The sequence below is a fragment of the Pseudomonas sp. HN11 genome (assembly GCF_021390155.1).
In the GTDB taxonomy this organism is placed as follows: Bacteria; Pseudomonadota; Gammaproteobacteria; order Pseudomonadales; family Pseudomonadaceae; genus Aquipseudomonas.
The window spans coordinates 3,025,339-3,052,046 of sequence record NZ_CP089985.1; the positions used below are offsets into that span (position 1 = coordinate 3,025,339).

The following is a 26,708-nucleotide window of genomic DNA, read 5'->3' on the forward strand; positions in this document are numbered from 1 at the left end:
CACCTCTTGCCGACCACGCCGGCAAGAGGTGAAGGATCAAGGCTTGGGTTTCTTCGGTGCCGCGGGTTTTTTAGCCGCCGCGGGTGCCGGCTTGCTGGCCGCAGATGCCGTGGGCTTGGCTTTCGCCGGGGGCTTGGGCGCGCTGGCCTTGGGTTTGGCTGCCGTCTTGGGTTTGCTCGGCGTCAGCGCCTCGGCTTCCGCCAATTTGCGCGCCATCTCCCAATGGCGTGCATCTTCACCATGGGGCTTGCCTTCCGACTCCCAGATCTGATGCGCCAGCTCGCGTATGCGTTTGTCTTCAGTACTCATCACAATGCTCCTCACAGAAAATTTTCAGCTTTCTTGATCATCAGGATTGATAAAGACATTGACCGGGAAATCCCCCAGGGCAGCGCTGATCAACAGCTCCTTGTCTGGTGTGACTGCGCCTGTATGAAAAAGTCCCTTCCAGTTTCGGGTTGGCGCGGCGAACGGTAATTTCATCCGCGTATCGCCCCAAACCTGAGCATTGATCTGGGGATGCACACCGTTTTCAAGCAGCTGATGCGACCAGCGCGGCACTACCACCAACAGGTATTTGCCTTGGTGTTCGCGAGCGAAAGCGAGCACGCGTTCGGCGTAGGTGCCCACGACTTCCAGCGATGTGTAGGCGCCGCTGCGAAACAGTTCAGGCTGGGCCTTGCGCAAAGCCAGCACCTGAGCAATCAGCGCCTGTTTGATACGCCCGTCACGCCAGTTGAACAGCAATTCGCCGATGTCCGGAGGCGTGTTCAAGGCGTGTTGCCGCGCGTTGAAATCCACCGGCCTGCGGTTGTCCGGGTCTACCAGGGTGAAATCCCAGAATTCATCGCCCTGGTACAGGTCCGGCACACCCGGCACGGTGAGACGAAGCAAGGATTGCGCCAGGCCATTCAGCGCACCGGCCGGGGCGATGGCTTGGGCTGCGTCGCCAATGGCGGTACGCAGCGCGTGGCCTTCTTCACTGAGCAACAACCGCGACAAAAACGCTTCGACGCCTTGCTCATACGCCTCGTTCGGCGCGCTCCAGCTGCTCTGCAATTTGGCTTCGCGCAAGGCCTTCTGTTGCCACTGCCACAGACGCTGCTGGTAACCCTCGAAGTCCGAGGCCAGATCCAGCGGCCAACTGCCCAGCAGGACCTGATAGAGGATCAATTCGTCGCCCGCCGATGGCGTGTTTTCATCGACACGCAACGGGGCGGCGAGGGTACGCCAATGCGCCACCTGCTCGACGTACCAAGGCGCGCATTCACTCAGTACCGCCAGGCGCGCACGGGTGTCTTCGCCGCGTTTGTGGTCGTGGGTGGCGGTGGCCAGCAGGTTGTCGGGGAAGGTCTGCAAGCGTTGCTGGTTGACCGCATGAAAGTCGGCCAGTGGCGCGCTGAACTGCTCGGTGCTGAAGCCCACGTCGTTGCGCGACAGTAAGACCGCCGAGCGATAGAACGCGGTGTCTTCCACAGCCTTGGCGGCGGCGGGCGAGGTCAGTTGCTGGAAGCGTACACAGGCATGCTTGAGGATCTTGCGTTCGCGGCCCACAGGACGATCGCGCCATGGCTGGCCGCCCAGCCATTTTTCCAGGTGGTCGAGCACCGGCCAGTCGCCTTCTCCCAAGGTCGTGCGCGCGCCGTTCATGGCTTGCTGGAACACCTCGTTGTCGGCATCACTGCGCCCACGTGCGCTGATATAGGTACGGTACACCGGAAAATGCACAATCAGTTCCTGCAAAGCCCGGCGGATGGCGCCTAGCGTCAGGTCGCGGGTCATCACATCGTCGCGGGCGACTTGCAGCAGCGCCTGGGCCACGCTTTCAAAATCGCCGCCAAGGGAGCCATTGAGGATCTGCTGACGCGCCAGTCGCGCTTCTTCGATGAACGCAGCCGGCCGCTCGGTGTGGCTTGTCCACAATTCGGCCAAGGGCGCAAAGCCGTCAGGATGATGCTGCAGCAGTGACAACTGGTTCATGAATTCATAGCCGGTGGTACCGTCCACTTGCCAGTCTTCACGCAGGGTTTCACCTTCGCCGAGGATTTTTTCCACGAAGATCGGCAAATGCCGCTCTAGCGAAAGCGAGTCGACACGGCGGCGCAGTTTGCGGCAATAACCGCGCGGGTCGGCCAGGCCGTCGATATGGTCGATGCGCAGGCCGTCCACCAGGCCTTCGCTGATCAATTCGAAGATCTTGCCGTGGGTGGCTTCGAATACAGCGCTGCGCTCCACGCGCAGCCCGCCGAGCTCGTTGACATCAAAGAAGCGCCGCCAGTTGATATCGTCGGCCGCGGTGCGCCAACTGGCGAGTCGATAGGCCTGTTGCTCCAGCAATTGATGCAGGCGGTTGAAACCCTCAGGTTGGCGCCCGTCGAACTCGCCCAAACGTTGTTCGATGGTCGCACGTACTTCAGGGGCGCGTTTGACCAGCGCCTGTTTCAGCTGTTGGGCCTCATGGTAGGCATCATCCTGACCAGCGAGGGCAGCGAAGCGATCGGCCAGTGGTTTGAGCTGTTCATCGCTGCCCAGGATCGCTGCGTAATCGCGCGGGCAGATCGGGAAGCGGTGCTCATAATGCTCGACGTAAAAGGCACCGTGGCGGGCATCGAACCGCAGGTTCACGGTGCCTGCCTGCAAGGCTTCGCCGTAATCGTTGCCGAGGAACGGCATCAGCAATTGCCCTTTGAGCAGCGGGTCGGGCGAATGCCACTGGATATCGAAAAACTCGCTATAGGGGCTCAAGCGTCCCCACTCGAGCAGGTCCAGCCACCAGGGATTGTCCGCACCGCCCACCGCCATATGGTTGGAGACGATATCGAGGATCAGCCCCATCTCATGCTGGCGCAACGTGGCGACCAGGCGACGCAAGGCCGCTTCGCCGCCCAGTTCCGGGTTGACCTGGGTGGGGTCGACCACATCGTAGCCATGCATGGAGCCGGCACGGGCGCTGAGCAGCGGGGAAGCGTACAGGTGACTGATGCCAAGGCTGGCGAAGTAGGGCACCAGGGGGACCGCGTCATCCAGGGTAAAACCTTTATGAAATTGCAGGCGCTGGGTAGCGCGAAGGGGCAGTGCTCTCATCGGTCACGCTCGTAGGCTTGGTTGCGCGCGACGGCCAACAGTTCAAGACGGCGGGCGGCACCGGCATTGTCGAGCAGGCTGGACGCCTCCCCCACAAGACGGCGGCGCCAATTAGGGTGGGTGTCGGTGGTGCCGGGCAGGTTGGCTTGCTCTTCCACGCCCAGCGCGTCTTCCAATGGCAACAATACCAATGGCGCGCGGGTGTGGCCGAGGTAGCGCACGCTGGCGTCGATCATGTGGTCGGTTTCATTGCGGATCTCTTCGACGAAGTTCTGCGGGTCCTGGCTCAAGGCCTGGCGCAGTGCGTGGCGTTCGCGCAGGCGGTGCTCGCTCCATTGCTCCACGGTGGGCGCATCGATCAGGCCGAGCTGAACGTTCCACTCGATATCGCGGCTGTGCCACCAGCCGTTAAGGGTCGGCAGGTCATGGGTGCTGGTAGTGGCCAGGGCGTTGTCGGGCCAATCGAGGATGGGCTTGAATTGCCCCTCGTGGTTTTGCTCGAACAGCAACACGCGCATGCCCAGGATCGAGCGGGCGATAAGTTTTTCACGCAGGCCGTCTGGCACCGTGCCCAAGTCCTCACCGAGCACGATGGCCTGGTGGCGGTGGGATTCCAGCGCCAGCAGGCGCAGCATGTCGTCCACCGGGTAATACAGATAGGCGCCTTCGCGTGGCGAGGCCTCCATGGGGATCACCCACAGGCGTTGCAAGCCCATCACATGGTCGATGCGCAAGCCGCCGGCATGCGCAAAGTTGGCGCGCAGCATTTCGATAAACGCACGGAAGCCATTGCGCTTGAGGCCTTCGGGGGAAAACGCGGAAATACCCCAGCCTTGGCCGGCGCGGTTGAGGATGTCCGGCGGTGCGCCCACGGTCAGGTCGGCGAGCAATTCATCCTGACGACTCCAGGCCTGGCTGCCGCCACCATCGGCACCCACGGCCAGGTCGGCAATCAAGCCGACGCCCATACCGCTGCCGCGCGCGGCTTGTTGCGCGCGTTCCAGGCAGCGGGCAATCAGCCATTGGCAGAAGGCGAAGTAACCAATCTCATCGCAATTATCTTCAGCGAACTGCGCCAGTGCCGGGCTCTGCGGGTTGCGCCAGTCCTCGGGCCAGCGACGCCAGTCGAGGTCTTCACCTTTCGCGGCGCGTGCAGTTTGAACCGCTTCAAAGCGGCAGTGGTTTTCCAGGGCTTCGCCACCGGCCTGGCGAAAACTCAGAAAGTCAGCATGTTGTGGGTGGTGGCCGTGGCGGAAGTCTTCATACAGTGCACGCAGCAGGCGTTGCTTGGCGTTGGCGGCAGTGGGCCAGTCGATCAGGCTGTGCTGCTCGAGATCGTGAAACTCATCCGCCAGGCCGAGCGCTTCAATGGCATTGCGCACTTCACGTTCGCCCAGGATGCAGCCCGGAGAGGCGTACAAACTGTTGAGGAACAGCCGGCTTGAGGGGGAATAAGGACTGTAGCGTCGGGTGTCGGCGCTGAACATCGCGTGCATCGGGCTGATTGCCAGGGCGTCGGCGCCACGTTCGGCGGCGGAGCGGGCCAGATGCTCCAGGGCCAGGGTGTCACCGAAGCCGCCATCGCCCAGGCGGCGCAAACTATACAGTTGCGCGCTGAGGCCCCAGGCCCGCGCGGGTTGGGTATCAACGGCTTCGGCCACGCTGTAGCAGTGGGTGGGGGCGACGGCCAGCGTGAAGGTCTGTTCGGCAATATGCACTTGGTGATACCCGAGGGCGATGATGCCCGGCAATACGGCGTCGCCATCAAGGCGCAGCTCCAGGGTTTCACCGTCTTCGAGGCTGATCCGGCACTGGGTGTCCGGTTCAAAATAGCGTGCCAGGTCCAGGTCCTCGCCGCTGTCGATGGTCAGCAGGGGGGGCAAGTGTTTGTTTTGTTGTGCCTGCTCCAGTTCGAGCAGACTGGCGTCGATCTCGGCATCAGTGTCGGCTGGGTGGCCCAGGCCTTTGAGAACGGCGCGCAGGGCGTCGGGTTTCACACGTTGCGGGCGGCCGTTTGCGTCGATCCAATCGACGGCCAGACCCGCTCGGCTGGCGAGGATTTCCAGGTTCGCTTCGCTCAAGAGTGCTCTCCAACAGGGGATAAGGTAACGCGTGCGCTGTAAGGCGGCAGATGTATGCCACTGTTGGCAGGCGTTTCGAAAAGAACAGGTCCTGTCGCCGGGTGATCCAGGGGGACGGCGCTCAGGTTGAGATCGATTTGCAGCAAGCTGCCATTGCCCAGGCGCCAACGAGCCGTGACCGCGTGATCAGCCAACACCTGGGCACCCAATGCCACACTTGCGGGCAGGTGCGGCACGATATGCCGGTGGCGCAGGCTCAGCAGTTGTTGATAAAGCCCGGTGTGTGCGTTCTCGGTAAAACTGGGCATGGTTTGCAAAAACGTCGGCAGGGCGTTGGGGTCGGGAATGCGTTCGCGTCGCTTCGGGTCCTGGAACGCCGCGAAATCCTTGAATTCATTACGTCGGCCTTCGCGCACCGCTTCGGCCAGCTCGCCATGGTGATCGGTGAAAAACAGGAACGGCTCGCCGGCGTTGACCTCATCGCCCATGAACATCAACGGGATCATCGGCGAGAGCAACAGCAGAACAGTTGCCGCCTCCAATGCCGGAGGCGAGCAGAGCTGGTGGAGACGCTCGCCCAGCGCGCGGTTGCCGATCTGGTCGTGGTTTTGCAGGAACGCGACAAACGCGCTCGGTGGCAAATGCCCACTGGGTTCGCCACGCTCATGACCATGCCGGGTGGCATGGCCTTGGTAGACAAAACCTTCGCTCAGGCAGCGCGCCAGTTTTTCGGTAGGGTCTTGGGCAAAATCGCTGTAATAAGCGTCCGTTTCGCCAGTCAGCAGCACGTGCATGACGTTATGGAAATCGTCGTTCCACTGCGCGTCGAAATCCTGCTCGAGGAGGTTGGCCTGATTGAGCTCGTTTTCCAGCATCAGCCAGACGTGACGGCCCGTGTCCACTTGCTCGCGGACGCGATGGGCCAATTCCTTGAGGAAACCCGGGTTGTCGATAGCGTGTACGGCGTCCAGGCGCAGACCGTCGAAGCGGTACTCCAGCAACCACATCAGCGCGTTATCCAGGAAGAAGTCCCGTACTTCTCGGCGCTCAAAGTCGATCCCCGCGCCCCATGGCGTGTGCACATCTTCCTGGAAAAACCCCTTGGCATATTGGCCCAGGTAGTTGCCATCAGGACCGAAATGGTTGTAGACCACATCAAGTATCACCGCCAGGCCGTGTTCGTGGGCACTGTCGATCAGGTGCTTGAGTTGTTCGGGCGTGCCGTAGGAAGCTTGGGGCGCATAGGGCAGGACCCCGTCGTAGCCCCAGTTGCGCTCGCCAGGGAACTGCGCCAAGGGCATCAATTCAATCGCGGTAATGCCCAGCTCGGCCAGGCGTGGCAGGTGTTGCTCGATGCCGGCGTAGCCACCCATGGCACCCACGTGCAGTTCATAGATCACTGCTTCGTGCCAGGGGCGGCCTTGCCAATTACTGTGGCGCCATTGATAGGCGAGGGGATCAACCACCAGGCTCCAACCATGCACGTCCACGGCTTGAGCCCTGGAGGCCGGGTCGGGTACATCCATTTCCCCGTCGATATTGAAGCGGTAGCGCGTGCCCGCCGGGCACGCTATTTCGGTTTCAAACCAGCCTTCTGCCTGAGGCAGCATGGCGATGGACTTGCCGTCTTCCAATTCAACGCTGACATAAAACGCGTCTGGCGCCCACAAGGCAAAACGCGTGTGTTGCGCGTCCAGCATGATTGCGCCGTGGGGCCAGGTTTCCAGAGTCCGTAACGGCATCTATAGAGACCTCCCGTTGATTATTTAGCGGATTTCCCCAGTGCTTTAGCCACCAGCTGCTCATAGAGTTCGGCGTAGGGTTCGACCGCCTGGCTCCAGTTGAAGGGTTGCGTCATCGCTCGGCAACGCATGGCATTAAGCAGACCAGGAAAGGCAAACACCTTGAACGCGCGGCTCAAGGCTTCTTTGTAGCTGTCGACGGTGGATTCATTGAACAGAAAGCCGGTCACGCCATTTTCGATGGTGTCGGCCAAGCCGCCGGTATTGCGTGCCACGGGCAGCGAACCGAAGCGCTGTGCGTACATTTGGCTCAGCCCGCATGGCTCGTAGCGCGATGGCATCAGCAGGAAGTCACTGCCGGCGAACATGCGCCGGGCGTCGGTCTCGTTAAAACCGATGCGCACACCGATCTGGCCTGGGAAGCGCAGCGCGAGTTCACGCATTGCATTTTCTTCTTCCGGCTCACCGCGACCGATAATCGCGATTTGGCCGCCTTGTTCGACAATAAAGCTGGCAACGGCTTCGGTCAGGTCCAGGCCTTTCTGGAACACCAGGCGCGAAACCACAGCAAACAGTGGACCGGTGGAGTCACTCAGGCCGAACAGTTCACGGACTTGAGCGGCGTTGACCGCTTTGCCTTCCCAGTCGCCGATGTTGAAGTTGTGGGTCAGGTGTGGATCAGTAGACGTTTCCCAACTGTCTTCGATGCCGTTGGGAATGCCACTGAGCAAGCCTTGTTGAGTCTTGCTGGCGAGAAAACCATCCAGACCGCAGCCAAATTCCGGGGTGGTGATTTCCCGTGCGTAGGTGGCGCTCACGGTGGTGATATGGCTCGAATACGCCATACCGGCCTTGAGGAACGACATCTTGCCGTAGAACTCCATGCCTTCCTGTTGCAGGGCGTGGGGTGGAATGCCCAGCTCCGGCGTGGAAGCCAGGCTGATCACGCCCTGATAAGCCAGGTTATGGATGGTGAACAGCGTCGGCGTGCGCGACCCGCGCCAGTGCATATAAGCCGGGGCCAGGCCAGCGGGCCAGTCGTGGGCGTGCACCAGGTCCGGGCACCAGTGGATCTGTGCCAGGTTGGCGGCCATGTCGGCGGCGGCCAGGCCCAGGCGGGCGAAACGAATATGGTTGTCTGGCCAGTCGCGGCCGTTGTTCGCGCCATAGGGAGTGCCTTCGCGCTCGTACAACTCGGGGCAGATCAGTACATAGATTACCAGGCCGTCCTTGAGGTCCATGCGCCCGATCTTGCATGGCGGCAGTGCGGCGTGACCACCCAGCTCACCGATGATATGGATCGGGTTGTCGCTGTCCATCACCTGCGGGTAACCAGGGATCAGCACCCGCACATCGTGCAGGTGGGCCATGGCGCGGGGCAGGGCCGCGGACACATCGCCCAGGCCGCCGGTCTTCACCAGGTCGGCGAACTCGGAGGTCACAAACAGGACTTTCTTACGATTAGGGTTCTGACTCACGATCGGCCGCACAGTGTTCGGCAGGTCGGTCAACGAAGACCCCCCTACCGGATGACTGACACGCTCTCCCTGAATATCTACCGCGGCACTGATCATAGTTCTCTCCCACATGTTGGTCGGCTAATGGCCCGCTGCCATTAGCTCCGATGACCGCATCCTGCGGCCAGGCGCACAAGCACTGTACAAACTGGCAAGGCGTATGCCAGTTGCACGGTTAGCCAAAAAAGATTGGATGGACGGGCATTTCGCATAAACCGCGAGTGCTCGCCTTACCTTAAAACTGGACCTACGGGAGGTTTGGAAAGTTTAGATTTTTTGCGGGGTTTTTGTTTTGGAACGGACCCATCGGTCATCAGTCTAGGACAGATCCTAGAGCCTGTAGGGTTTTCAAGATTTTTTTGTAGGACAAAATACTTTTAACGATATGCTTTGAAGGCAGGAGGGGGATTGTAGTGAGTGGGCAAGCCCGTTCACTACACAGGCGGCGCTGTGCACTCAAAGGGTGCGTCAGCCAAGCATGCGAATGGGCGTGCCGTTGGTCCATGCTTGAATGTCTTCGATCATATGCGCGTAGAACTGCCGGTAATTCTGTTCGCTCACATAGCCTACATGGGGCGTCGCCAGCACATTCGGCAAGCGACGAAATGGGTGATCCAGCGGCAATGGCTCTTCGGCATACACATCCAGTGCTGCCCCGGCCAGACGGCCGCTTTCCAGTGCGTGCACCAGCGCCGACTCATCCACAATCGGCCCGCGTGCGGTGTTGACCAAGCGAGCGCTCGGTTTCATCCACCCCAGCGCCTCGGCATCCACCAACCCACGGCTGCGGTCACTGAGCACCAAGTGAACGGTGAGGATATCGGCCTGTTCAAACAGTGCTTGCTTGCTGACCCAGGTCACGCCCGATTCCGCCGCGCGTTCCGGTGTGAGGTTTTCACTCCAGGCAATCACGCGCATACCAAATACCTGGGCAAACTGCGCCACTTTCTGGCCAATGCTGCCCAGGCCGAGTATTCCCAGGGTCTTGCCATGCAGGTCGCCGCCCAGGCCAACCTGCCAGTGGCCGGCGCGCAAGGAGTTGGCTTCTGCCAGCAGATTGCGGGTTGAAGCCATGATCAGCGCCCAGGTCAATTCGGGTGCCGCCTGTTTATAACTGTCGGTACCGCACACTGTGATGCCCAAGGCCTTGGCTGCGGGGATGTCGATGGCGGCGTTGCGCATGCCGCCGGTCACCAGCAACTTGAGCTTCGACAGGCCTTGCAGCAGGGCTTTGTCGAAGGTCGAGCGTTCACGCATGACGCAAATCACCTCGTAGCCCTTCAAACGCTCGATCATGGCAGCGGTATCTGTCGGGTAGTCGTGGAGGAAGTGCACCTGGCCCACGGCCTCCAGCACTGACCAATCCACCACGTCGCTGGCCACGTTCTGCCAATCATCAATCACTGCGATCTGTACCGACATTCACGAGTGCCTCGAAAAAGGTTGGATTAAAGGACGTTCAAACCCTGCAACAGCGCTGTATGAAACCGCGACGGTTCTTCCATTTGCGGCGCGTGCCCTAAACCGGGGAATTCCACCAGGGTGGAATGGGGAATCAACTTGGCCACTTGCTTGCCCAGCACGGCATAGTCGCCCAGCTTGGCCTTGACCGCCGGCGGTGCGATGTCTTTGCCGATGGCGGTGTTATCGGACGTGCCGATCAGCAGCAGCGTGGGCATTTGCAGGTTCTTGAACTCGTAGTACACCGGCTGGGTGAAGATCATGTCGTAAATCAACGCCGAGTTCCAGGCGACCCGCGTATGCCCAGGGCCGTTGCTCAAGCCGGCGTACATGTCCACCCAACGCTCGTACTCGGGTTTCCAGCGCCCGACGTAGTAGGTGTTGAGCTGGTATTTGCGAATGCCTTCGGCGTTAACCTTCAGCTCCCGCGCGTACCACTGGTCGACGCTCAGGGAGGGCACGCCCAGTGCCTTCCAGTCCTCCAGGCCAATGGGGTTGACCAACCCCAACTGCTCGGTCTGTGCCGGATACATCAGTGCGTAACGGGTGGCGAGCATGCCGCCGGTGGAGTGGCCGATGATCGTGGCTTTTTGTATGCCGAGTTTTTCCAACAGTTGATGGGTATTCAATGCCAACTGCTGAAAGCTGTATTGGTAGTGCTCGGGCTTGCTTGAGCTGCAGAACCCGATCTGGTCCGGAGTGATCACACGGTAGCCGGCTTCACTCAGGGCTTTGATCGAACCCTCCCAAGTGGCCCCGCAAAAATTCTTGCCGTGCATCAACACCACACTTCGGCCGTTGGCGGTGCCTTTGGCGGGGACGTCCATGTAACCCATTTGCAAAGACTTGCCCTGGGATTGAAATTCGAAATGCTTGAGCGGATAGGGGTATTCAAAGCCCTGCAGCTCGGGGCCGTAGGTGGCGGCGAAGACAGGGGCAGTACTGGCGGCGAGCAGGCCGGCGATGCAAAAAGCGCGGATCAGAGGCATTGGCAAGGCTCCGAGAAAGGTGCTCGGATGCTGTTGCGAGGCGATTAAGTGGGGATTAACACCCATTGCAAGGTCACGGCAGCCAGCACGCCATATCGAACGCTTTTGGCCAAGGTCACCAGCAGCAAAAATCGCCATAGTGGCTCGCGCATCACCCCGGCCACCAAGGTCAGTGGGTCACCGATGATCGGCACCCAGCTGAGCAATAACGTCCAATGCCCCCAGCGTTGGTAATGGCTGCGAGCCTTGTCCAGCTGCTTGTCACTGACCGGAAACCAGCGTCGTTCCTTGAAGTGCTCAACCCAGCGGCCCAGCCACCAGTTCACCAGAGAGCCCAGCACATTGCCCAGGGTGGCAACGCCCAGCAACAACCACAGGCTGTAATGCCCGCTGAGCAGCAGACCCACCAGCACAGCTTCCGATTGCAGTGGCAGCAGTGTCGCAGCGCCAAACGCCGCGAAGAATAACCCCAGGTAGCCAGCGATCATTGCGCCGGGTATTCAGCCACCACGACGTCCTTGCCTTCACGGGTCAGGCCGATGACTTGATAGGCCTCGCTGCGGCCTTCGACTTCCATGCCAGGTGAGCCCATGGGCATGCCCGGCGCGGCGATGCCCAGCAGGTCGTCGCGTTTACGCAAGGCCAGCAATTGTTCGGCGGGCACGTGGCCTTCGACGAATTTGCCGTCGATCACAGCGGTATGGCATGAGCCCAGTCGCGGAGCGACACCCAAGCGTTGCTTGACGGCACTCATGTCGGCTTCGACATGGTCATTGACCTTGAAGCCATTGTTTTCCAGGTGGCTGATCCACTTTTTGCAGCAACCGCAGTTGGCGTCGCGGTGCACGTCGATGGGAATCAGATCGGCGGCCTGGGCAAGGGGGGTGGTGAAAAGGGCAGACAGCAGGGCCAGGCGCAATGTGGTTTTCATAGGATCTCGCATGTCGGAGAGGGACGTGAGGATGGCGGCGATCATGACGCCGTCATAGCAGGCAAACCAGCTCTCACAGGGGTGGAGTGTTTCTAAATTATACGAAGGGTGGGTTTTCCAGCCGGTGCTTGAGCTGGTCCAGGGCGATGGCCGACAGCTCAAGCATGCGCTCATGCAGCGTGGCCAGCTGCAATTCGGTTTCATAGGTCAACACGCGCTTGAACAACGTGCCGCCCTGATGGGGCAGCAGGAAATAGTGAATGGAACCGTCGACGGCCAGGGAGGTAAACACGGTCTTGAATTCGCCAGGGCGTCGAGCGATCTGTACGCGGTAACTCATGGGGACACGCACACCCAGCAAGTCAATGAACTCGGTGAAACGCGCGCCGGCGGGGAGTGAGCCGGCGGTGCCGGTATCGGCACTGAGGGACGTGGGATGCCATTCGTGCCAGCGATCCGGTTGGGTCACATAGTCGTAGACGACTTCGATAGGGACCCGAATAAAGCGTTCCTGACTGATCCGCTCCAAGCGGACCGATTGCTCGGCAGCGCGCATGGCACACCTCCTGTGTCGCACTAGGAACTGTCAGAATAGTCCCACTCCCGCACATTGCACGGGAGTGTTTCAGCCGTTTATCAGCGCACCTTGAATCGGCCCATCAAGGCAATCACCTGGCCATTAGCTGCGAGAAGGCTTTGGGTATTGGTCTCAGTCGCATGGCCGCTTTGCACCAGTTCTTCGACCATTTGTCGGATCTGCACCATGCTGCGGTTGATCTCCTCGGTCACCGCGCTTTGCTGCTCGGCGGCGGTGGCGATCTGGGTGCTGAGATTGTTGATATGGCTGACGGAACCGGCCATCTCATCCAACCCGGTATTCACCCGCGCCGTGGCATCCGCTGCCGACTGGCAGCTGGCCTGGGTATTTTCCATGGCCGCAACCGATGAGCTGACGCCAGCAGTCAGGCGCGTGAGCATTTCATTGATCTGCGAAGTGCTGGCCTGGGTGCGTGCGGCGAGTGCCCGGACTTCGTCGGCCACCACCGCAAAGCCGCGGCCTTGCTCGCCGGCACGTGCGGCTTCGATCGCGGCGTTGAGGGCCAAGAGGTTGGTCTGGCCGGCAATTGCGCCGATCACCCCGAGGGTTTCGGTGATGCGTGCGGCGTCCTGGCGCATGTTTTCCACACTGTGGGTGGCGCTGGAGACTTCTCCGATCAAGGCGCTCACGCTGTTGGATGCTTCGCCTACCACCACGCGGGAACGGTCAGCGTGCTCATTCGCGCGCTGGGTGAACGCGGCTGTTTCGGCGGCATTTTGCGCCACGGTGTCGGCGGTGGAGCTCATTTCGGTGATGGCAGTGACTGTCTGATCAGTCTCCGAGGCATGCCGTACCAGGATCTGGTTGGTGTGCGCCGACGTTCGCTGAAGCTGCTCGAGGCTCGACGACATGGCACCGGTGGCCTGGGTGACTTCGCCGATCATGTTCTGCAGGTAGACGATAAAGCGGTTCACCGAGTGGCCAATGGCACCCAGTTCGTCTTCAGCGCGGATGGTAATGCGTCGGGTCAGGTCGGCATCACCGGTAGACAGCGCGTCGATATTGGTCTTGAGCGACTTCATGCGCTGCACCAACTGGCGGATCGCATACACCGCAAGCAGCACCAGCAGCAATACCATGGGAATTTGCAGCAGGGCCAGGGTGCCCAGCACGTCATCGCGCTGGGCGGTGATCAGTGAGGTAGGCAGGGCGGTGGCAAGGAACCACGGGGTGCCACCAATCGGGCGCATATAAAAAGTGCTGGCTACGCCCTGGTTGTCGAACTCGCTGCGTTGCAGGGCCTGCTCGCGGTGAGCCAACGCTTTGGTGACCTGGGCGGCGAACGCCGAGGTGCCACTGAGCTCGCTGATGTTTTTCAATACCACCGGGCCGCTGATGCGCGAGCTGTTGCTGATGATCTTGCCGTCGCCCTCGACGATCAGCATTTGCCCGCCGATGTCTTTCTCTTTGCTGGCGACCAAGTCATTGAAGAAGCCCAGGGTCACATCGATGGTGGCGACGCCATAGGGCACGCCGTCGCGCTGGATGGCCATGGCGCAGTTGGTACGCGGCTCCTGGCTGGCGTCGTCTTTGTAGGCGGCGGCCCAGGCACATTGACCGCGTGGCGAAGCGAGACCGCCCTTGTACCAGCTCTGGTCGTAATAGTTGGGCGCCGGATCGCTGTTCCAGAAGGTGTTCACGGTCAGCTTGCCGGATGCGTCACGGTGCCAGAACGTGCTGTGTTTGTTGCGCCCAGGCGTGCGTTGATTGGGCAGCGGCCAGATCCCGCCGCCGAAGACTTTCAGCTCGCCATATTGGTCGACCAGGCCCGGCAGCACCTTGTCGATGGCATCGCTGTCGAGCAAGGGGATGGTCTGGGTGATGCTGCGTTGCTGGGACTGAACCTTGTTCAGTTCGCCCTGGATCTGTTCGGCCACTTCAGCGATGCGGTTGAGTACCACCTGTTCTTCGGTGTGGCGCAGCGTTGGGGCGACCAACTGGCCGATACCCACCACCGTCAACACAAATAACACCAGGACGAACAGCACCAGGAACAGGGTATAGCGGGCTTGGATGGAGCGCAGTGGGGGCATGGGGTCGTCCTTACGAAGCGTTATTATCGACGCGGCTTTGTTAGAGCTTCGTAGGGCTATCGGCTTGGGAAAGCGGAGCTTTAGGTACGTTCGTACAAGAAAGAAGAGCGCCGGGTGAGGGCGCTCTTTTTATTCAGATATCCAGCATCGCCATCACCTCCTCGGGGTAGCGCAGGCCAGCGGTGGCCTCTACGGGAAAGATCGCCTCCAACGCCGTCAACTCTGCCGGGTTGAGGCGGATCGACAGCGCCGTCACGTTTTCTTCCAGGTATTTGCGTTGCTTGGTACCGGGGATCGGAATGATGAAGTCGCCTTGCGCCAACACCCACGCCAGCGCCAGTTGCCCGGCGCTCACGCCCTTGTCGGCTGCCAGCGCTTGCACCTGCTTCACCAGCGCCAGGTTCTTGCCGAAGTTTTCGCCCTGGAAGCGCGGGCTGAAGCGACGGTAGTCATCAGCACCAAAGTCATCCGGGCTTCGTAAGGCTCCGGTCAAAAAGCCCCGGCCCAGTGGGCTATAGGGCACAAAGGCGATGCCGAGGCGTTGGCAGGCGGCGAGGCAGCCGTTGTGTTCCTGGTCGCGGCTCCACAGGGAGTACTCGCTTTGCAGGGCACTGATCGGGTGCACCTGATGGGCACGCTCCAGGGTGGCGGCAGAGGCTTCGCTCAGGCCCAGGTAACGCACCTTGCCCTGTTGCACCAGCTCGGCCATGGCGCCGACGGTTTCTTCAATGGCGACGTCCGGGTCGATACGGTGCTGGTAGTACAGGTCCAGGGTCTCTACCCCCAGGCGCCGAAGGGTGCCGTCGATGGCGTCGCGGATATATTCAGGGCGACCGTTCACGCCACGCAGGGCAGGGTTGGCCGGGTCGCGCACGATCCCGAATTTGCTCGCCAGGAATACCTGGTCACGCTTGCCGACAATGGCCTTGCCGATCAGCTCTTCGTTGGTGTACGGGCCATAGATGTCGGCGGTGTCGAGGAGGTTGATGCCCAACTCCAACGCGCGGTGCAGGGTGGCGGTGGCTTCGCGAGTGTCGCTGCCGGGGGTGTAGAAATCGCTCATGCCCATGCAGCCGAGGCCGATGGCTGAGACGAGTGGGCCGTATGTGCCGAGTTGACGGGTCTGCATGGGTTTTGCTCCTTGGTTGGGAAGGCCTGCATTGTCACGCTCGACAAAACCGGGATAAACCGGCTAAAAGCACTAACACTATTCGTAATATCTAAATAATCAACGCAAGGAGCCGCCCTTTGGACCGTTTCAATGCGATGCGCGTGTTCACCCGGATCGTCGAATTGCGCGGCTTTGCCAAGGCCGCCGACAGCCTGCAATTGCCCCGCGCCTCGGTGACGGTGTTGATCAAGCAGTTGGAGGCGCATCTGGGCGTGCAATTGTTGCAGCGCACTACGCGGCAAGTCAGCCCGACACTGGATGGTGCAGCGTACTACCAACGCTGTGTGCAGTTGCTGTCGGATCTCGATGAGACCGAAGCGGTGTTTTCCGCAAGCCGTCAGAGCCCACGCGGTACCTTGAGTATTGATATGCCCTCGGGTATCGGGCGTCTGATCGTGATTCCGGCGCTGCCTGCGTTCACGGCCCGCTATCCGCAGATCGAATTGGAGATCAGCCTCAACGACCGCCCCGTGGACCTGATCCGCGAAGGTGTGGACTGCGTACTGCGCGGCGGCGCGGCTCTGGATGAGTCATTGGTAGCGCGTCCTCTCGCGATGATGGAGCAAGTCACCCTGGCGAGTCCGGGGTATGTCGAGCGCAGGGGGTTACCGACTTGTCTCGATGATCTGGCCCACCATCACATGGTCGAATACCGTTCCAGTGTGAGCGGCAAACGATTTGGTCTGGAGTTTGAGGTCGACGGCGAGCTACGGCTGGTCAACCTGGCCAAGCGGGTCACCGTCAATAGCTCGGATGGCTACTTTGCGGCCTGCGAGGCTGGGTTTGGCCTGATCCAGGCGCCGCATTATCACGCCATGCGGCAGCTGGCTGTGGGGTCATTGGTGGAAGTGCTGGCGCATTTGCAGGTACCGAGAATGGCCCTGACGGCGCTGTATCCGCCGCATCGACAGCTTTCCCAGCGCGTGCGGTTGTTTGTGGACTGGTTGCTGGAGCTGTGCACTCAACCGGGTAACGGACTGCACCGCGCGCCGGCGAAGTAGCATAGCCATGGCTATAAACCGCCGCCCTGCCGGCTTAGGTGCAAAGCATGACGTTTACGGGGCGGCTTGCCCATTTCTTCATTCAAGGCATTTTCCGTAAAAGGTTTCGGATTGGTCGTGGTGGGCACAGTAGAAGGGTCGTTGTCCAGGTCGAACGGCTCACCACTGTTCGGCACGCCAATGGCCTGATATTCGAAGTTGGCTGTTGCCCTTTCTTCGTCCGAGGCTTCTGCCTTCACGCTCGCATCGTCGTCGGCACTTGTGCCGCCCAGGAACGTCCCGGTGGCGCCGTTCCAGGCGTGTACGATTTCATGGTAAAGCGACGTCACAGGCACTATCGTGTTGCCGTTCTGTTCTTCAATAATCCACGGTGAGTCAAAATAAATCGTTGCGCGGTTGGCGCGGGAGCCGGCAACTCCATCCTTGATTTCGCCATATTTCGACGCGTCTATCTGGCTTTCGTCTTTGTTGTTCAGGTCATCCAGCTCTTGGCTGTCGAACTCGTAATTGGTACCGCCAAAACTGATCGGTGCGATGGTGACCTTGCCACCGTTGATACCCGCGAGTGTATCCATCTCGGCGAGCACCTTTTGCCCATTGGGAGAGCTTCGCATGAACTCGAAATCATCTTCCACTCGCTGCTTGAAGGCGTCATCGCCTTTGACTTCGAAACCCTGCTTGCCGGCGTTACTGGGCGCTACCGGAGTGAACATCGATCCCTGATGGCGGTTGAAGCGATCACTGGGCTTGGCGTAAACAAGGTCACTCGCCTTGTTCCTCCAGACACGGTCTTTACCCTTGCCCGTGTAGAACGTGGTTCGGTCATGCCCTACCAATTGATCATCATCGTTGCCGCCGTGCAGAACAGTATGACCATTGCCGGCGTACAGCTGATCGTTACCGTTGCCGCCGTCCAGGTAGCTTTGTTTGGCGGCAGTGCCTGCACCGGCAAACAGGCGGTCATTGCCGTCATTGCCATACATGACAGCATTGCCACTGCCACCGATGAGCAGGTCGTTCCCTTCGTTACCCTCCGCGTAGCCAAGCCCGCTGCCCAGGCGCAGCACATCATTGCCCTTGCCGCCATACAATCGGCTTCTTCCGCCTCCCGCTTGAATGCGGTCGTCCCCGTCGCCTGCGTCGACGTCCACGCGAAGCTTGAGGTCGTCGTCGATTGTGACCTTGTCATTTCCAGCGTTGGTTTTGATCCATAGACCTTGTGGGGGGCCTTTCTCGACCTTGGCATCGAACAGATAGGATTTTCCATTGACCAGAATTTGTATCTGGCCCTCGGACCTCTTGCGGACGTGGACTTCGTCGGCGCTGTCTCCCGTTTCCACGACAATCCGGTTGTTCTGGATTTTCGGGCCGTCCGGGCTTGTAGGATCCCATGTTATTTCGCGGCTTATCTTGATATCACCGTCGGTATGCAGTCGGTGCATTTTGAAGTTATAAACGCCTGGTTTCAGGTCTTTCGGAGGGTCGTAGGGTGAGCAAGCCGGTTGGCTGGGCGCTGCAGGAATGGAATGACGATGGGCAGGGGCAAAATAGCCAAGGGCTGACAAAAACATCGGTGCATCCTTCGCAATGAGTTTCAGTAAAACCTTGTTGCGCCGCATAAGCTGCGCTATAGGGTTGTCGAGTGTGTGGTGCGCTGACATCAAACGTTCCCTCGCAAAATTACGGTTGTACGTAAATTTGCAGATCGCCCGGAACGCCCCCGTAACCTATGGGTTTTGTTGGGTCATGGGGTTGACCCATCGCCCTCTTCCCGAGCTGTCCTTTGATTTTTGGATCGTTGTAGACACTGATACCGATGCTGCCTGTCAATTCAGCGAGGCCCGGTACGTTTTCGGAGGTGTTCATATGCGAATGCCCCACCAGCGCGACCCACTTCTCAGTCCCGGAATTCGCCTGAATGGTCTCTGAGGCGTAGTAGTTGAATTCTTCGAGGCGGCGTACCGAGCCGTTGCCCGTTGTTGTCGGCCCCAGGGCTCCGCGAAGGTCTTTGTGCCGTGTGAGGTAGTAGTGGTCAAGGGGCATGACTTCTATGCCATTGGCCTCCAGCTTCTGCCGCAGCTGTGCAAACGTCGGATCAGTGCGAAGCGTTTTGCCATCTCCGAGAAAGCCAATACCGTCATCCTGCAGTCCATGTGGCATATCGATAACCGCTTCGAAATACACCTTCTTGACGCCTTGGTTCTTTAAGGTGTCTACGTTATCGAACAGCACCTTAAAGCTTGCCATCTGTTTATGCGACTCTCCCAAGACGATGCCATTTGAGACCTTGAAAGCCTCTTCGAGCATTTCAGGCGCAGTAACAGGTTTAGGCACCAACGGGATAACAGGGCGCGGCGGCAGCCCTGTTTGTTTCAGGGCCTCATAGCTTGCCTCCATTTCTTCTTTGAACTTCTCCATGGTTGCTACCTTGGTATCAAATTTGAAATGGTCAGGTTCCAATTTGCCTTTCAGGTTTTCTACGTAGTCGCCCTGGGGTAATGGTTTTCTGATGCGAACCGGACGAATGTTGGTATTCAAGGGGTTGTATCGATGGCGACTGTTCGACTGTCTGGGGGCGTGCGGTGCTGGAGACGTGGGGCTCAAGGTGTCCAGTACGTCGGGTTGTGGCAGTGGGGAGCCGTAAGGCCTCCTCTTGACTGGGTCGTACGCATAACTTTTGCCATTGAGTAAAACGGTGCTGGTCTCCAGGGTACGGTCCCCGGCCTTGAAAGAACTCCAAGTAACAGTGCCATAGGCGGGGTGGGTCAACCCGGCTGCGATCTTGGCCTTCGTCAAGCCTTTACTGGCGAGGCGAGCGCCTCCCTGCAATAGATCCCCAATCCCACTCAGCGGGTTGAACTCACTGATCACCGTAGTCCCAACAATTTTCGACAGCTGCAAAGCCTTGTTCGACAGGCTGACGGCCTTGGTGGCGATTTTGGCGCCTTTCGCTGCGGTCCCTAAACCGGCCGTGACGAAGCTGAAGATGTCCATCGCCAGGTCTATCGCGCCGTCCAGGTAGTCACCATTCTGAAAGTTGTGGATCGCCGACCTGAAGGGAATCAAGTCCAGGAAAAAATTGGTCACGGCCCATTCGGCGTCCATTTGCTTATCGAAGGTGGTGGCGCCCTTGGCCTGCTTGATCATGTCCCGGTTACCAATGTCGAGGTGTTCCACGAAAGTATCTGCGATGGCACTGGTTCGAGCGCTTGTGAAGCTGGAGGGGGTAGGCAGTGGCGTTCCGGCTTTGGTGTTCTGGCTGAAGCCGGCATGAGCAGCAGGCGTGAATTCTTTAATGGGATAGACCAGACTGCCATTGCGTTCGCGCTCGTGGGTCAGAACGCGGTCATTGACCTTGGTGATGGATTGCTGCTTCAGATCCAGCTCATACACGGCGTTGCCATTCGCACCCGAAGCTTTAACGTAGAGTTGTTCATTCTTTGTCTCGAGAGTCCGGCCGATGAAACCCATGCCAAGCCGGTAGGTGTCGAGTTGATAGAACTCAAGCTGCCCGTACTCGAGGTTCTGCCTGTCAGCCAGTGGTAGCTGGGCGATCATATGGCTGATCGCCACGCCGATGCCTTTTTTCTTGTCGTTGATGGCTTTATCTAGTTGGTTGCCAAATTCGGTCTTTACATCGAATTTGAGTGACTTGCCTTCCAATGCGGTGTTGATGCGCGCGTCCTGGCTTATCCAGTCATAGTTGTGCAACCCACTCATGGCGATGTCCAGCAGCGAGAACAGGCCGGCAGGGGCTCGATTAGGGTCGTAGAGCGGCTGGGAAGAGGCTTGCTTGCCGTCATGAACCTTCAGCAGCTTTTCTTCAAACGGTACGTCCTCGCCAAACCGCTCTTTGAGACGCGCCAGGGCGATAGCCTTACGGCTGGGCATTTCGGTCTGGATCAGGCTGGAGGCCTCTACCTGATCAAGGGTCTGCTGATTGAATGCGTTTCTGGCCACCTCGATATCGGCTGCGTTATACCGACCGGCTTGCGCCGGAGCCAGAATACCGTTGGCCACACTCCATACCCGCAGGGCCGCGATTTGCGCGTTTTGAGTCACGGCGGAATCGGTAAGGCTTGCACTATCAGCCTCGGCCATTACTTGGGCAAAGGTCATGTTTTGTACTTTTCCAGGTGTCTGGGCTTCTATCGCTGCCGCAGCGACCGACAGCCTGACCCAGGCTGCGCTGCCGTATACCACCGTGGCGGGAACATCCTTTATCAAGAGTTCGGGAGCCTTCATTGAGAGCAGGAGGTGTGCAGCCGTTTTGGCCATCTCGGTCGAAGTTTTTTGGGAATCGCTCAGGTGAGTGCTCAAGCCGTCCACAATAGTGGACAAGGGTTTGCCCCAATGTGCGTCGCTGGACACATCAAAACCCGCCACCTTATTGGGTTGAGGTTCGGTGAAGTACTGGGGGTCCAACTGCAGAATCATGGCCGCCATGAGGTAATCGTTCGCGCTATCTTCAGTGGGAGCCCCATTCATGCCTTGCTGTAGGGCTGCTCCCATCAGTTGCCCCTGAGCAGAGCCGACCAGGGCCTCCAACACCTTGATGGGGTCATTCAATGCACCTTCAGGGAGTGGAGCCTGGTAGCGCAAAAACTCCAACAGCCCACCCTTCAACTGCATGACCAAGGGTTTATCTGCAAGGTGATGTTCTTGGGACATGGCCATCAAACGCAGGCGCGCTTGTTCCTCGGTGCTTAAGGGCAGGGGCCAGCTCAAGGCACCTCCAAAATTGCCCAGAGGGTGTTCCAGGCTTCTGTCGATCACGGCATTGGCCAAGGCGGTCAACGAAGAACGGCTGTCAGGTAGAGGGAGGCCGTTGGCGACAATGTAATTCTCCAACGTGGTGCTGCTCGCCTCATCCGAGGACGTTGAGCCGGGTGCGACATTCATCGGCGTGGCCTTGAGCGCAGCAAGGATTGCGTGTGACGCTACGTTTTCGTCCAGTCGCCCGGCCAGCTCAATGAGTTTGCGTGCCAGGGTTCTGAAGTTCTGCTGGTCTGCCAGTTGTTGCTTAAAGCCCCCGTTACCTGGGGTTTCATTCGGTTTCTGCTGGAGCGTGGTGCCTGCTGTATCGACGCCGTCGGTGGCAGTGCCTTGCAGGGCTGATAGAGAGCGTTCCGTTTGGAGGGAGGGGTGAAAGCTGTAGGGGCGCTGAGGCAGTTTCGCAGAGGGGCGAGTATCAAGATTAATCATCTTCGGGTACCTGTTCAGACGTGCTGAGAGTAAGCGCATGTCAACGGGAGGTTCCCTTTTCCCTTGGCGCACCGATAGGTGTTGAAAACGCCCGTTCGCGTTCCGTCTGCAGGTACTGTGGTTTGTAAGGTCGGGTGTAGACGTGTGTCAGACGCGCCAAAGTTTTTCATCGTCTGTAATATGTGGGCCTATCGATCCCGATTTATGCGCGTCTACAGGAACCCGTCATGACACAAAAGCAACGTTTGAAATATTCGATTCTGATTGCCCTGGCCGTACTGGCGACGATGTTTGGCCTGTCCTACCTGCAGAACACCGGGGTTATCAGTGAGAAGACATTCCAGACCATTGCCATTGCTGTTGCAGTGGTCGTGGTGGTAATCAATGGCATCATGCGCCGCAAGGTCAAGCTCTAAGCGATAGCTCGCCCATCAGGCGCGACCTTCCAGCACCTTGGCAGCCTCTTCATGGAGGCTGTAGCTTTTATCCGCATTGAGGGTGATTACGCCCTCGCTGCACAGGCGCTTGAGCACCTCGCGCACGCTGAGAAACGACAGCGGGATACCAAGCTCCAGCAAATGGCTGTGCACGCCGCGCACCCCGAGGGTGCGCTGGTTGTCGGCGGCGGTGAGCAGGGCGTCGATGACCTTCAGCCGGATCAGGCTGGTGCGCAAGCCAAAACACTTGAGCAGGTGGCGGATACGCTGATTGCCTTGCTGTTCGGATGCTTTGCCGAACGCTTGTGTGCCGTTGCCAAAATTGGCTTCGGCCGCTGATGAATGTCCATCCGTGGGCACTTGCGGGTTGTACATGCAAAAACTCCTTATCAGAGCCTGACCAGGAAAAAATGAGCGCTCTTGGTTAATAAGACGAACGAGCGAGCGAAATCATGAAGTGCCGGGTGTAGAAATTTCGTCAGTATCGGTTTTGTCACATCCGCACATCCTTAAATAAACGTCACCCCGCGCTAAATTATTCCCCCTGGTTTGCGTTCTTACGGTGGGGTGATTGCCCCTTGTGAGGCGGTTAAATCTGACGATGGGGTCTGCGTGATTATTTCCAATGGGTTGTCCAGGGTAGGTGTGGCTGCGGTGTTGCTGGGATTGAGCCTGGCCGCCACGGCGCGGGAGCCGGTGACGCAAGCGTCGGCAGATATCCGTCGTACCAGTTACGGCGTTCCGCACATCCGCGCCACGGATGAACGTGGCTTGGGCTTCGGCATTGGCTACGCCTACGCTCAGGACAACCTGTGTCTGCTGGCCAATGAAGTGGTCACGGTGAACGGCGAGCGCGCCAGGTATTTCGGCCCCGAGCAGGCGACTCTGGAAGAGCGCAACAATTTGGCCAGTGACGTGTTCTTCACCTGGCTCAATACGCCGGACGCGATCGCTGCCTTCTGGAAAGCGCAGAGCCCGCAGATCCAGCAACGTATTGAAGGTTATGTAGCCGGCTATAACCGCTACCTGAAAGAGCAGGGCGCTCCGGCGCAGTGCCAGGCCGCGTGGGTGCGACCCCTGGTGGCGGAAGATTTGGTCAAGTTGACCCGTAGGCTGTTGGTGGAAGGTGGGGTAGGCCAATTCGCTGAGGCATTGGTTGGCGCCACACCTCCGATGGCGACGGCCAGTGTACTGACCAACACCAAGGCCTTTGAACTGGCCGCCGCCAACCAGCAGCGCTTTGCCTTTGCTCGCGGCAGCAACGCCGTGGCGGTGGGGCGTGATCGCTCGTTCAACGGACGCGGCATGCTGCTAGCCAACCCGCACTTCCCATGGGTGGGCGGCATGCGTTTTTATGAAATGCACCTGACCATCCCCGGTCAACTGGATGTCATGGGCGCTGCGTTGCCGGGCCTGCCAGTGATCAATATCGGCTTCAACCAGCACGTGGCGTGGACCCACACCGTGGACACGTCCAAGCACTTCACTCTGTACCGCCTGACCCTGGATCCGAAGGATTCCACGCGCTATATGCTCGATGGCAAATCCGTGGCCTTGGATAAAACCACGGTGACGGTGCGGGTCAAGCAAGCCGATGGCAGCCTCAAGGGCCAGTCGCACATCGTCTATAGCTCGCAATTCGGCCCGGTGGTGCAATGGCCAGGCAAGCTCGATTGGAACAACCGCTACGCCTTCAGCCTGCGTGACGCCAACCTCGGCAACGACCGCGTGCTGCAACAGTGGTACGCGATGAACCGCGCCGGCAGCCTCGACCAACTGAAAACCTCGGTGCACACCCTGCAAGGCATTCCGTGGGTCAACACCTTGGCCGCCGACGACCAGGGTCAGAGCCTGTACATGAACCAGTCGGTGGTGCCCAACGTCAGCGCGGCCAAGCTGGCGCAATGCAGCGACCCACGCGCCGGTCTGCAACTGATCATGCTTGACGGTGCCCGCAGCGCCTGCGCCTGGGACAACGACCCACGCGCGGCCCAGGCCGGCATCTTCCCGGCCGACCAGTTACCCCAACTGGAGCGTACCGACTACGTGCAGCACTCTAACGACTCGGCCTGGCTGGCCAACCCCAAGGCCCCACTCACCGGCTTCTCCCCGGTCATCAGCCAAGACCCCATAGGACTCGGCCCACGCGCGCGTTTTGCCCTGCAACGTCTGCAATCCCTGGATAAACCAATCAGCGTCACCGACCTGCAGAACATGGTCATGGACAACGAGGTATACCTGGCGGGCCAAGTCATGCCGGATCTGCTCGCGTTCTGCGCCAAACTTCTCGACGCCGATGCCACCACTCTGCAACCCCTGTGCACCAGCCTGAAAAACTGGGACCAGCACGCCAACCTGAACAGCGGCATCGGCCTGGTGCACTTCATCAACCTGGTGGAGCGCCTGCAGCAAATCCCCGACGCCTGGCGCGTCGCCTTTGACCCGGCCCAGCCCCTTACCACCCCACGTGGCCTGGACACCAACCGCACCGATGTCGCCAAAGCCCTGCGCGAAGCCATGCTGGCGTCCACCGCCGACGTCGCCAAACTCGGCCTGACCGCCAACAGCACCTGGGGCGACCTCCAGGTCTCCGGCCAAACCCCGATCCACGGTGGCCCGCAGGAACTGGGGATCTACAACGCCATGCAAACCGTGCTCCGCGCCGACGGCAAGCGCGAAGTGGTCAGCGGCACCAGCTACCTGCAAATCGTCACCTTCGACGACCAGGGCCCGCATGCCCAGGGCGTACTTGCGTTCTCCGAGTCCACAAACCCGACCTCCTTGCATTCCAAGGACCAGACCCAAGCGTTCTCCCAGAAAAAGCTCAGCCCGCGGCCCTTCACAGAAGCGCAAATCAAGGCAGACCCGCAGTACCAACAGCTGCACATCGAAGAGTAGGGCAGGCGTGCAACCCCTTGATGCCAATACGAAATATTTTTGAAATCAAGGGGTTGCACGCCTTCGCAAATACGTACATAATGGCGCCCATCGAACGCAACGAAGCATTAAAAACTTCTTTGTATTCAATGAGTTAGAGTAGAGGCAGGGTTTTATAGCCCACTCAAGTTTTTATGCGGTGAGTGTCAGCAGTCAGGACATTGATCGTTTGAGGCCGAGTAGCAAAATGGTTATGCAGCGGATTGCAAATCCGCCTACGCCGGTTCGATTCCGACCTCGGCCTCCACTCTTAGAAACCCCGTAGATTAGCGTCTACGGGGTTTTTTATTGCCTGTGACAAGGTGGATTTACCAACGCGGTTCCAAACTCGCACAGCGACTAGCGTTGTTTCTCAGCCCCAAACAATCGATCAGCTACCTGCCGACCTCGCTCAAGCCCTTCCGCCGTCAACCAAACCGATTTGTTCTTGTTGACTGGGTTACTGATGAAACCGTGCTCATGTAAATGATTCATTATCGAAATCGAACCCTTTCCAAGCATTCCCGTCGTCGGAACTGAACGCTACCAGCAGGGCAGGTACAGCGTCTTCAATCAGCTTTTCGTCGTATTCCATGATCACGCGCTCCACGTAGTGTGAATGCTGATTCATTTTCCTTGTCTGTAAGCGAGCGCGTTTACAGAACGTCAGACCTGACGACCCTCTGGTCTTTGACCTCACCTGCATACGCTTCAATTCTCTCCTGTTGCGCCGTCAGCAAGGCGCATATTTTCATCAATGCTATCGCCTCATCCGGCGTCCTGCCGCTGGCCGCCAACGTGGTCAATTCAACCACCGACCACCCGATCACCGCCGCCGCATCTTCCAGGTCATAGAACAATTCCTGCTGAGCCGTCCTGGGCCCGTCGAGGCCTTTTATCAACTCATCCATTTATGCTCCTTGCCGCTTCAGTTCAAGCGCCATCACATTTACCCCTATTGCGACATTCCCGCTTACGGAGCGAGATTATCATCGAAGTCTTCACGCTCGATGTTTGCATAAGCCTGCGCGCGAATCCCGCCTTCGGAATAGGTACAGAGTCGCCGTGTCGCTTTCTTTCCCTGTGGACGCACGACTATTCCCTCGCTCATCTCGGGGTCGTTGGGCTCACCGGGTGTAAAGTTTGTGCGCACCATCCGGTCGAAAACGGCGTAGGTCACCCCATGATTGATAAAGCGCAAACGAGCTTCGCCTCCACCGGAGTAGGCCGTGGAACTAAGCCAGAAGTGACCCTTCGGTGGGTTAAGCGTCTCGGGATAGGACAACTCAATTTTGCCGGGCGTGCCGAATCGGTATTGCACATAGCCGGTTGTCGCTGAGAAACCTTGCGATGCGCAAACCGAGATCATCTTGGGCCCGGAGTCGCAGCCGAATAACAGCGTTTCTTGCGTTTTACACAGATAGTTCTGTTCCGGCGTCTCGGCAAGCGCGTCGAGCGTTATGGCAGCCATCGTCAGGAAGCAAATTTCCTTTAGCGTCGTGACTTTAATTCCCATCAGGGTTCCCGTTTTTTCATTGGAAA

21 protein-coding genes, 1 tRNA gene and 1 pseudogene are annotated in these 26,708 nt (G+C 59.1%); 4 read left to right on the forward strand and 19 right to left on the reverse strand.

Translation table 11 applies throughout. The features are described 5' to 3' along the window. Positions 1-36: 36 nt before the first annotated feature. The 13 genes and pseudogenes from LVW35_RS13685 to LVW35_RS13740 all read right to left on the reverse strand — a co-directional run bounded on the left by LVW35_RS13685 (position 37) and on the right by LVW35_RS13740 (position 15,565). Positions 37-309, reverse strand: a complete 273-nt coding sequence (locus tag LVW35_RS13685; protein ID WP_233896212.1) for a DUF2934 domain-containing protein — start codon at positions 307-309, stop codon at positions 37-39. Positions 310-333: 24 nt separating this feature from the next. Further along, entirely contained in the window at positions 334-3,084 is a 2,751-nt protein-coding gene (locus LVW35_RS13690) for a malto-oligosyltrehalose synthase (RefSeq protein WP_233896213.1), read from the reverse strand. Next, positions 3,081-5,165 carry a 4-alpha-glucanotransferase gene (gene malQ, locus LVW35_RS13695; protein ID WP_233896214.1) on the reverse strand — a complete coding sequence of 695 codons (2,085 nt, stop codon included), beginning with the start codon at positions 5,163-5,165 and terminating at the stop codon, positions 3,081-3,083. The genes LVW35_RS13690 and malQ overlap by 4 nt, the downstream gene beginning before the upstream one ends. Then, the gene (treZ, locus tag LVW35_RS13700) at positions 5,162-6,907 is read right to left on the reverse strand and encodes a malto-oligosyltrehalose trehalohydrolase (protein ID WP_233896216.1); all 1,746 of its coding nucleotides are present in this window, start codon (positions 6,905-6,907) and stop codon (positions 5,162-5,164) included. The genes malQ and treZ overlap by 4 nt, the downstream gene beginning before the upstream one ends. Positions 6,908-6,927: 20 nt before the next feature. Beyond that, entirely contained in the window at positions 6,928-8,481 is a 1,554-nt protein-coding gene (gene glgA / locus LVW35_RS13705; RefSeq protein WP_233896218.1) for a glycogen synthase GlgA, read from the reverse strand. Between the two features lie 411 nt (positions 8,482-8,892). Continuing rightward, a complete protein-coding gene (locus LVW35_RS13710) occupies positions 8,893-9,846 on the reverse strand; it encodes a D-2-hydroxyacid dehydrogenase family protein (RefSeq protein ID WP_233896220.1) in 954 nt (317 codons plus the stop codon). Positions 9,847-9,872: 26 nt separating this feature from the next. Beyond that, positions 9,873-10,874 carry an alpha/beta fold hydrolase gene (locus tag LVW35_RS13715; RefSeq protein WP_233896222.1) on the reverse strand — a complete coding sequence of 334 codons (1,002 nt, stop codon included), beginning with the start codon at positions 10,872-10,874 and terminating at the stop codon, positions 9,873-9,875. Positions 10,875-10,918: 44 nt separating this feature from the next. After that, positions 10,919-11,362, reverse strand: coding sequence for a YqaA family protein (locus LVW35_RS13720; protein WP_233896224.1), 444 nt, complete (start codon positions 11,360-11,362; stop codon positions 10,919-10,921). After that, positions 11,359-11,805 carry a DUF411 domain-containing protein gene (locus LVW35_RS13725; protein WP_233896225.1) on the reverse strand — a complete coding sequence of 149 codons (447 nt, stop codon included), beginning with the start codon at positions 11,803-11,805 and terminating at the stop codon, positions 11,359-11,361. The genes LVW35_RS13720 and LVW35_RS13725 overlap by 4 nt, the downstream gene beginning before the upstream one ends. Positions 11,806-11,902: 97 nt before the next feature. After that, positions 11,903-12,361 (reverse strand): SRPBCC family protein, encoded by a 459-nt coding sequence (locus tag LVW35_RS13730; protein ID WP_233896227.1) that lies wholly within the window; start codon positions 12,359-12,361, stop codon positions 11,903-11,905. An 80-nt stretch (positions 12,362-12,441) separates the two neighbouring features. After that, a complete protein-coding gene (locus tag LVW35_RS29165; protein WP_442799679.1) occupies positions 12,442-13,287 on the reverse strand; it encodes a methyl-accepting chemotaxis protein in 846 nt (281 codons plus the stop codon). A 15-nt stretch (positions 13,288-13,302) separates the two neighbouring features. Next, positions 13,303-14,436: pseudogene (locus LVW35_RS29170) on the reverse strand (cache domain-containing protein); the annotation flags it as partial. A 133-nt stretch (positions 14,437-14,569) separates the two neighbouring features. Continuing rightward, on the reverse strand, positions 14,570-15,565 hold the full coding sequence (locus LVW35_RS13740; protein ID WP_233896231.1) for an aldo/keto reductase: 996 nt from the start codon (positions 15,563-15,565) through the stop codon (positions 14,570-14,572). Between the two features lie 119 nt (positions 15,566-15,684). Between LVW35_RS13740 and LVW35_RS13745 the strand changes: the two genes are divergently transcribed. Beyond that, a complete protein-coding gene (locus LVW35_RS13745; protein ID WP_233896234.1) occupies positions 15,685-16,608 on the forward strand; it encodes a LysR family transcriptional regulator in 924 nt (307 codons plus the stop codon). Between the two features lie 11 nt (positions 16,609-16,619). On the opposite strand, the gene LVW35_RS13750 is transcribed toward LVW35_RS13745, so the two are convergent. After that, positions 16,620-18,269, reverse strand: a complete 1,650-nt coding sequence (locus tag LVW35_RS13750) for a M91 family zinc metallopeptidase (RefSeq protein ID WP_233896236.1) — start codon at positions 18,267-18,269, stop codon at positions 16,620-16,622. 19 nt (positions 18,270-18,288) lie between these two features. Continuing rightward, positions 18,289-21,813, reverse strand: coding sequence for a membrane-targeted effector domain-containing toxin (locus LVW35_RS13755; RefSeq protein WP_233896237.1), 3,525 nt, complete (start codon positions 21,811-21,813; stop codon positions 18,289-18,291). Positions 21,814-22,040: 227 nt separating this feature from the next. Here LVW35_RS13755 and LVW35_RS13760 point away from each other — a divergent pair, with 227 nt between their 5' ends. Further along, on the forward strand, positions 22,041-22,229 hold the full coding sequence (locus tag LVW35_RS13760; protein ID WP_010210250.1) for a hypothetical protein: 189 nt from the start codon (positions 22,041-22,043) through the stop codon (positions 22,227-22,229). 15 nt (positions 22,230-22,244) lie between these two features. On the opposite strand, the gene LVW35_RS13765 is transcribed toward LVW35_RS13760, so the two are convergent. Next, a complete protein-coding gene (locus LVW35_RS13765; RefSeq protein ID WP_233896239.1) occupies positions 22,245-22,625 on the reverse strand; it encodes a fe2+ zn2+ uptake regulation protein in 381 nt (126 codons plus the stop codon). A gap of 237 nt (positions 22,626-22,862) precedes the next feature. Here LVW35_RS13765 and pvdQ point away from each other — a divergent pair, with 237 nt between their 5' ends. Both pvdQ and LVW35_RS13775 read left to right on the forward strand, forming a co-directional pair. After that, positions 22,863-25,148, forward strand: a complete 2,286-nt coding sequence (gene pvdQ, locus LVW35_RS13770; RefSeq protein ID WP_233896241.1) for a bifunctional acylase PvdQ — start codon at positions 22,863-22,865, stop codon at positions 25,146-25,148. Between the two features lie 212 nt (positions 25,149-25,360). Further along, positions 25,361-25,434, forward strand: a tRNA-Cys gene (locus LVW35_RS13775). A gap of 92 nt (positions 25,435-25,526) precedes the next feature. Here LVW35_RS13775 and LVW35_RS29175 read toward each other — a convergent pair. The 3 genes from LVW35_RS29175 to LVW35_RS13785 all read right to left on the reverse strand — a co-directional run bounded on the left by LVW35_RS29175 (position 25,527) and on the right by LVW35_RS13785 (position 26,682). After that, complete coding sequence (locus LVW35_RS29175) at positions 25,527-25,688, reverse strand: DUF6429 family protein (protein WP_442799654.1); 162 nt, start codon at positions 25,686-25,688, stop codon at positions 25,527-25,529. Between the two features lie 134 nt (positions 25,689-25,822). Continuing rightward, the gene (locus LVW35_RS13780; protein ID WP_233896243.1) at positions 25,823-26,077 is read right to left on the reverse strand and encodes a hypothetical protein; all 255 of its coding nucleotides are present in this window, start codon (positions 26,075-26,077) and stop codon (positions 25,823-25,825) included. A 62-nt stretch (positions 26,078-26,139) separates the two neighbouring features. Then, complete coding sequence (locus LVW35_RS13785; protein WP_233896245.1) at positions 26,140-26,682, reverse strand: hypothetical protein; 543 nt, start codon at positions 26,680-26,682, stop codon at positions 26,140-26,142. Positions 26,683-26,708 lie beyond the last annotated feature (26 nt).

What these genes read in the sequence shown, in the direction of transcription:
- LVW35_RS29165 (WP_442799679.1), bottom strand. Translation starts at nt 13,287, where the DNA reads ATGATCGGCGAAGTCACCCAGGCCACCGGTGCCATGTCGTCGAGCCTC.
- LVW35_RS13690 (WP_233896213.1), bottom strand. Translation starts at nt 3,084, where the DNA reads ATGAGAGCACTGCCCCTTCGCGCTACCCAGCGCCTGCAATTTCATAAA.
- LVW35_RS13765 (WP_233896239.1), bottom strand. Translation starts at nt 22,625, where the DNA reads ATGTACAACCCGCAAGTGCCCACGGATGGACATTCATCAGCGGCCGAA.
- LVW35_RS29175 (WP_442799654.1), bottom strand. Translation starts at nt 25,688, where the DNA reads ATGCTTGGAAAGGGTTCGATTTCGATAATGAATCATTTACATGAGCAC.
- treZ (WP_233896216.1), bottom strand. Translation starts at nt 6,907, where the DNA reads ATGCCGTTACGGACTCTGGAAACCTGGCCCCACGGCGCAATCATGCTG.
- LVW35_RS13715 (WP_233896222.1), bottom strand. Translation starts at nt 10,874, where the DNA reads ATGCCTCTGATCCGCGCTTTTTGCATCGCCGGCCTGCTCGCCGCCAGT.
- LVW35_RS13740 (WP_233896231.1), bottom strand. Translation starts at nt 15,565, where the DNA reads ATGCAGACCCGTCAACTCGGCACATACGGCCCACTCGTCTCAGCCATC.
- LVW35_RS13785 (WP_233896245.1), bottom strand. Translation starts at nt 26,682, where the DNA reads ATGGGAATTAAAGTCACGACGCTAAAGGAAATTTGCTTCCTGACGATG.
- LVW35_RS13720 (WP_233896224.1), bottom strand. Translation starts at nt 11,362, where the DNA reads ATGATCGCTGGCTACCTGGGGTTATTCTTCGCGGCGTTTGGCGCTGCG.
- glgA (WP_233896218.1), bottom strand. Translation starts at nt 8,481, where the DNA reads ATGATCAGTGCCGCGGTAGATATTCAGGGAGAGCGTGTCAGTCATCCG.
- LVW35_RS13710 (WP_233896220.1), bottom strand. Translation starts at nt 9,846, where the DNA reads ATGTCGGTACAGATCGCAGTGATTGATGATTGGCAGAACGTGGCCAGC.
- LVW35_RS13725 (WP_233896225.1), bottom strand. Translation starts at nt 11,805, where the DNA reads ATGAAAACCACATTGCGCCTGGCCCTGCTGTCTGCCCTTTTCACCACC.
- LVW35_RS13755 (WP_233896237.1), bottom strand. Translation starts at nt 21,813, where the DNA reads ATGATTAATCTTGATACTCGCCCCTCTGCGAAACTGCCTCAGCGCCCC.
- LVW35_RS13760 (WP_010210250.1), top strand. Translation starts at nt 22,041, where the DNA reads ATGACACAAAAGCAACGTTTGAAATATTCGATTCTGATTGCCCTGGCC.
- LVW35_RS13685 (WP_233896212.1), bottom strand. Translation starts at nt 309, where the DNA reads ATGAGTACTGAAGACAAACGCATACGCGAGCTGGCGCATCAGATCTGG.
- LVW35_RS13730 (WP_233896227.1), bottom strand. Translation starts at nt 12,361, where the DNA reads ATGCGCGCTGCCGAGCAATCGGTCCGCTTGGAGCGGATCAGTCAGGAA.
- LVW35_RS13780 (WP_233896243.1), bottom strand. Translation starts at nt 26,077, where the DNA reads ATGGATGAGTTGATAAAAGGCCTCGACGGGCCCAGGACGGCTCAGCAG.
- LVW35_RS13750 (WP_233896236.1), bottom strand. Translation starts at nt 18,269, where the DNA reads ATGTCAGCGCACCACACACTCGACAACCCTATAGCGCAGCTTATGCGG.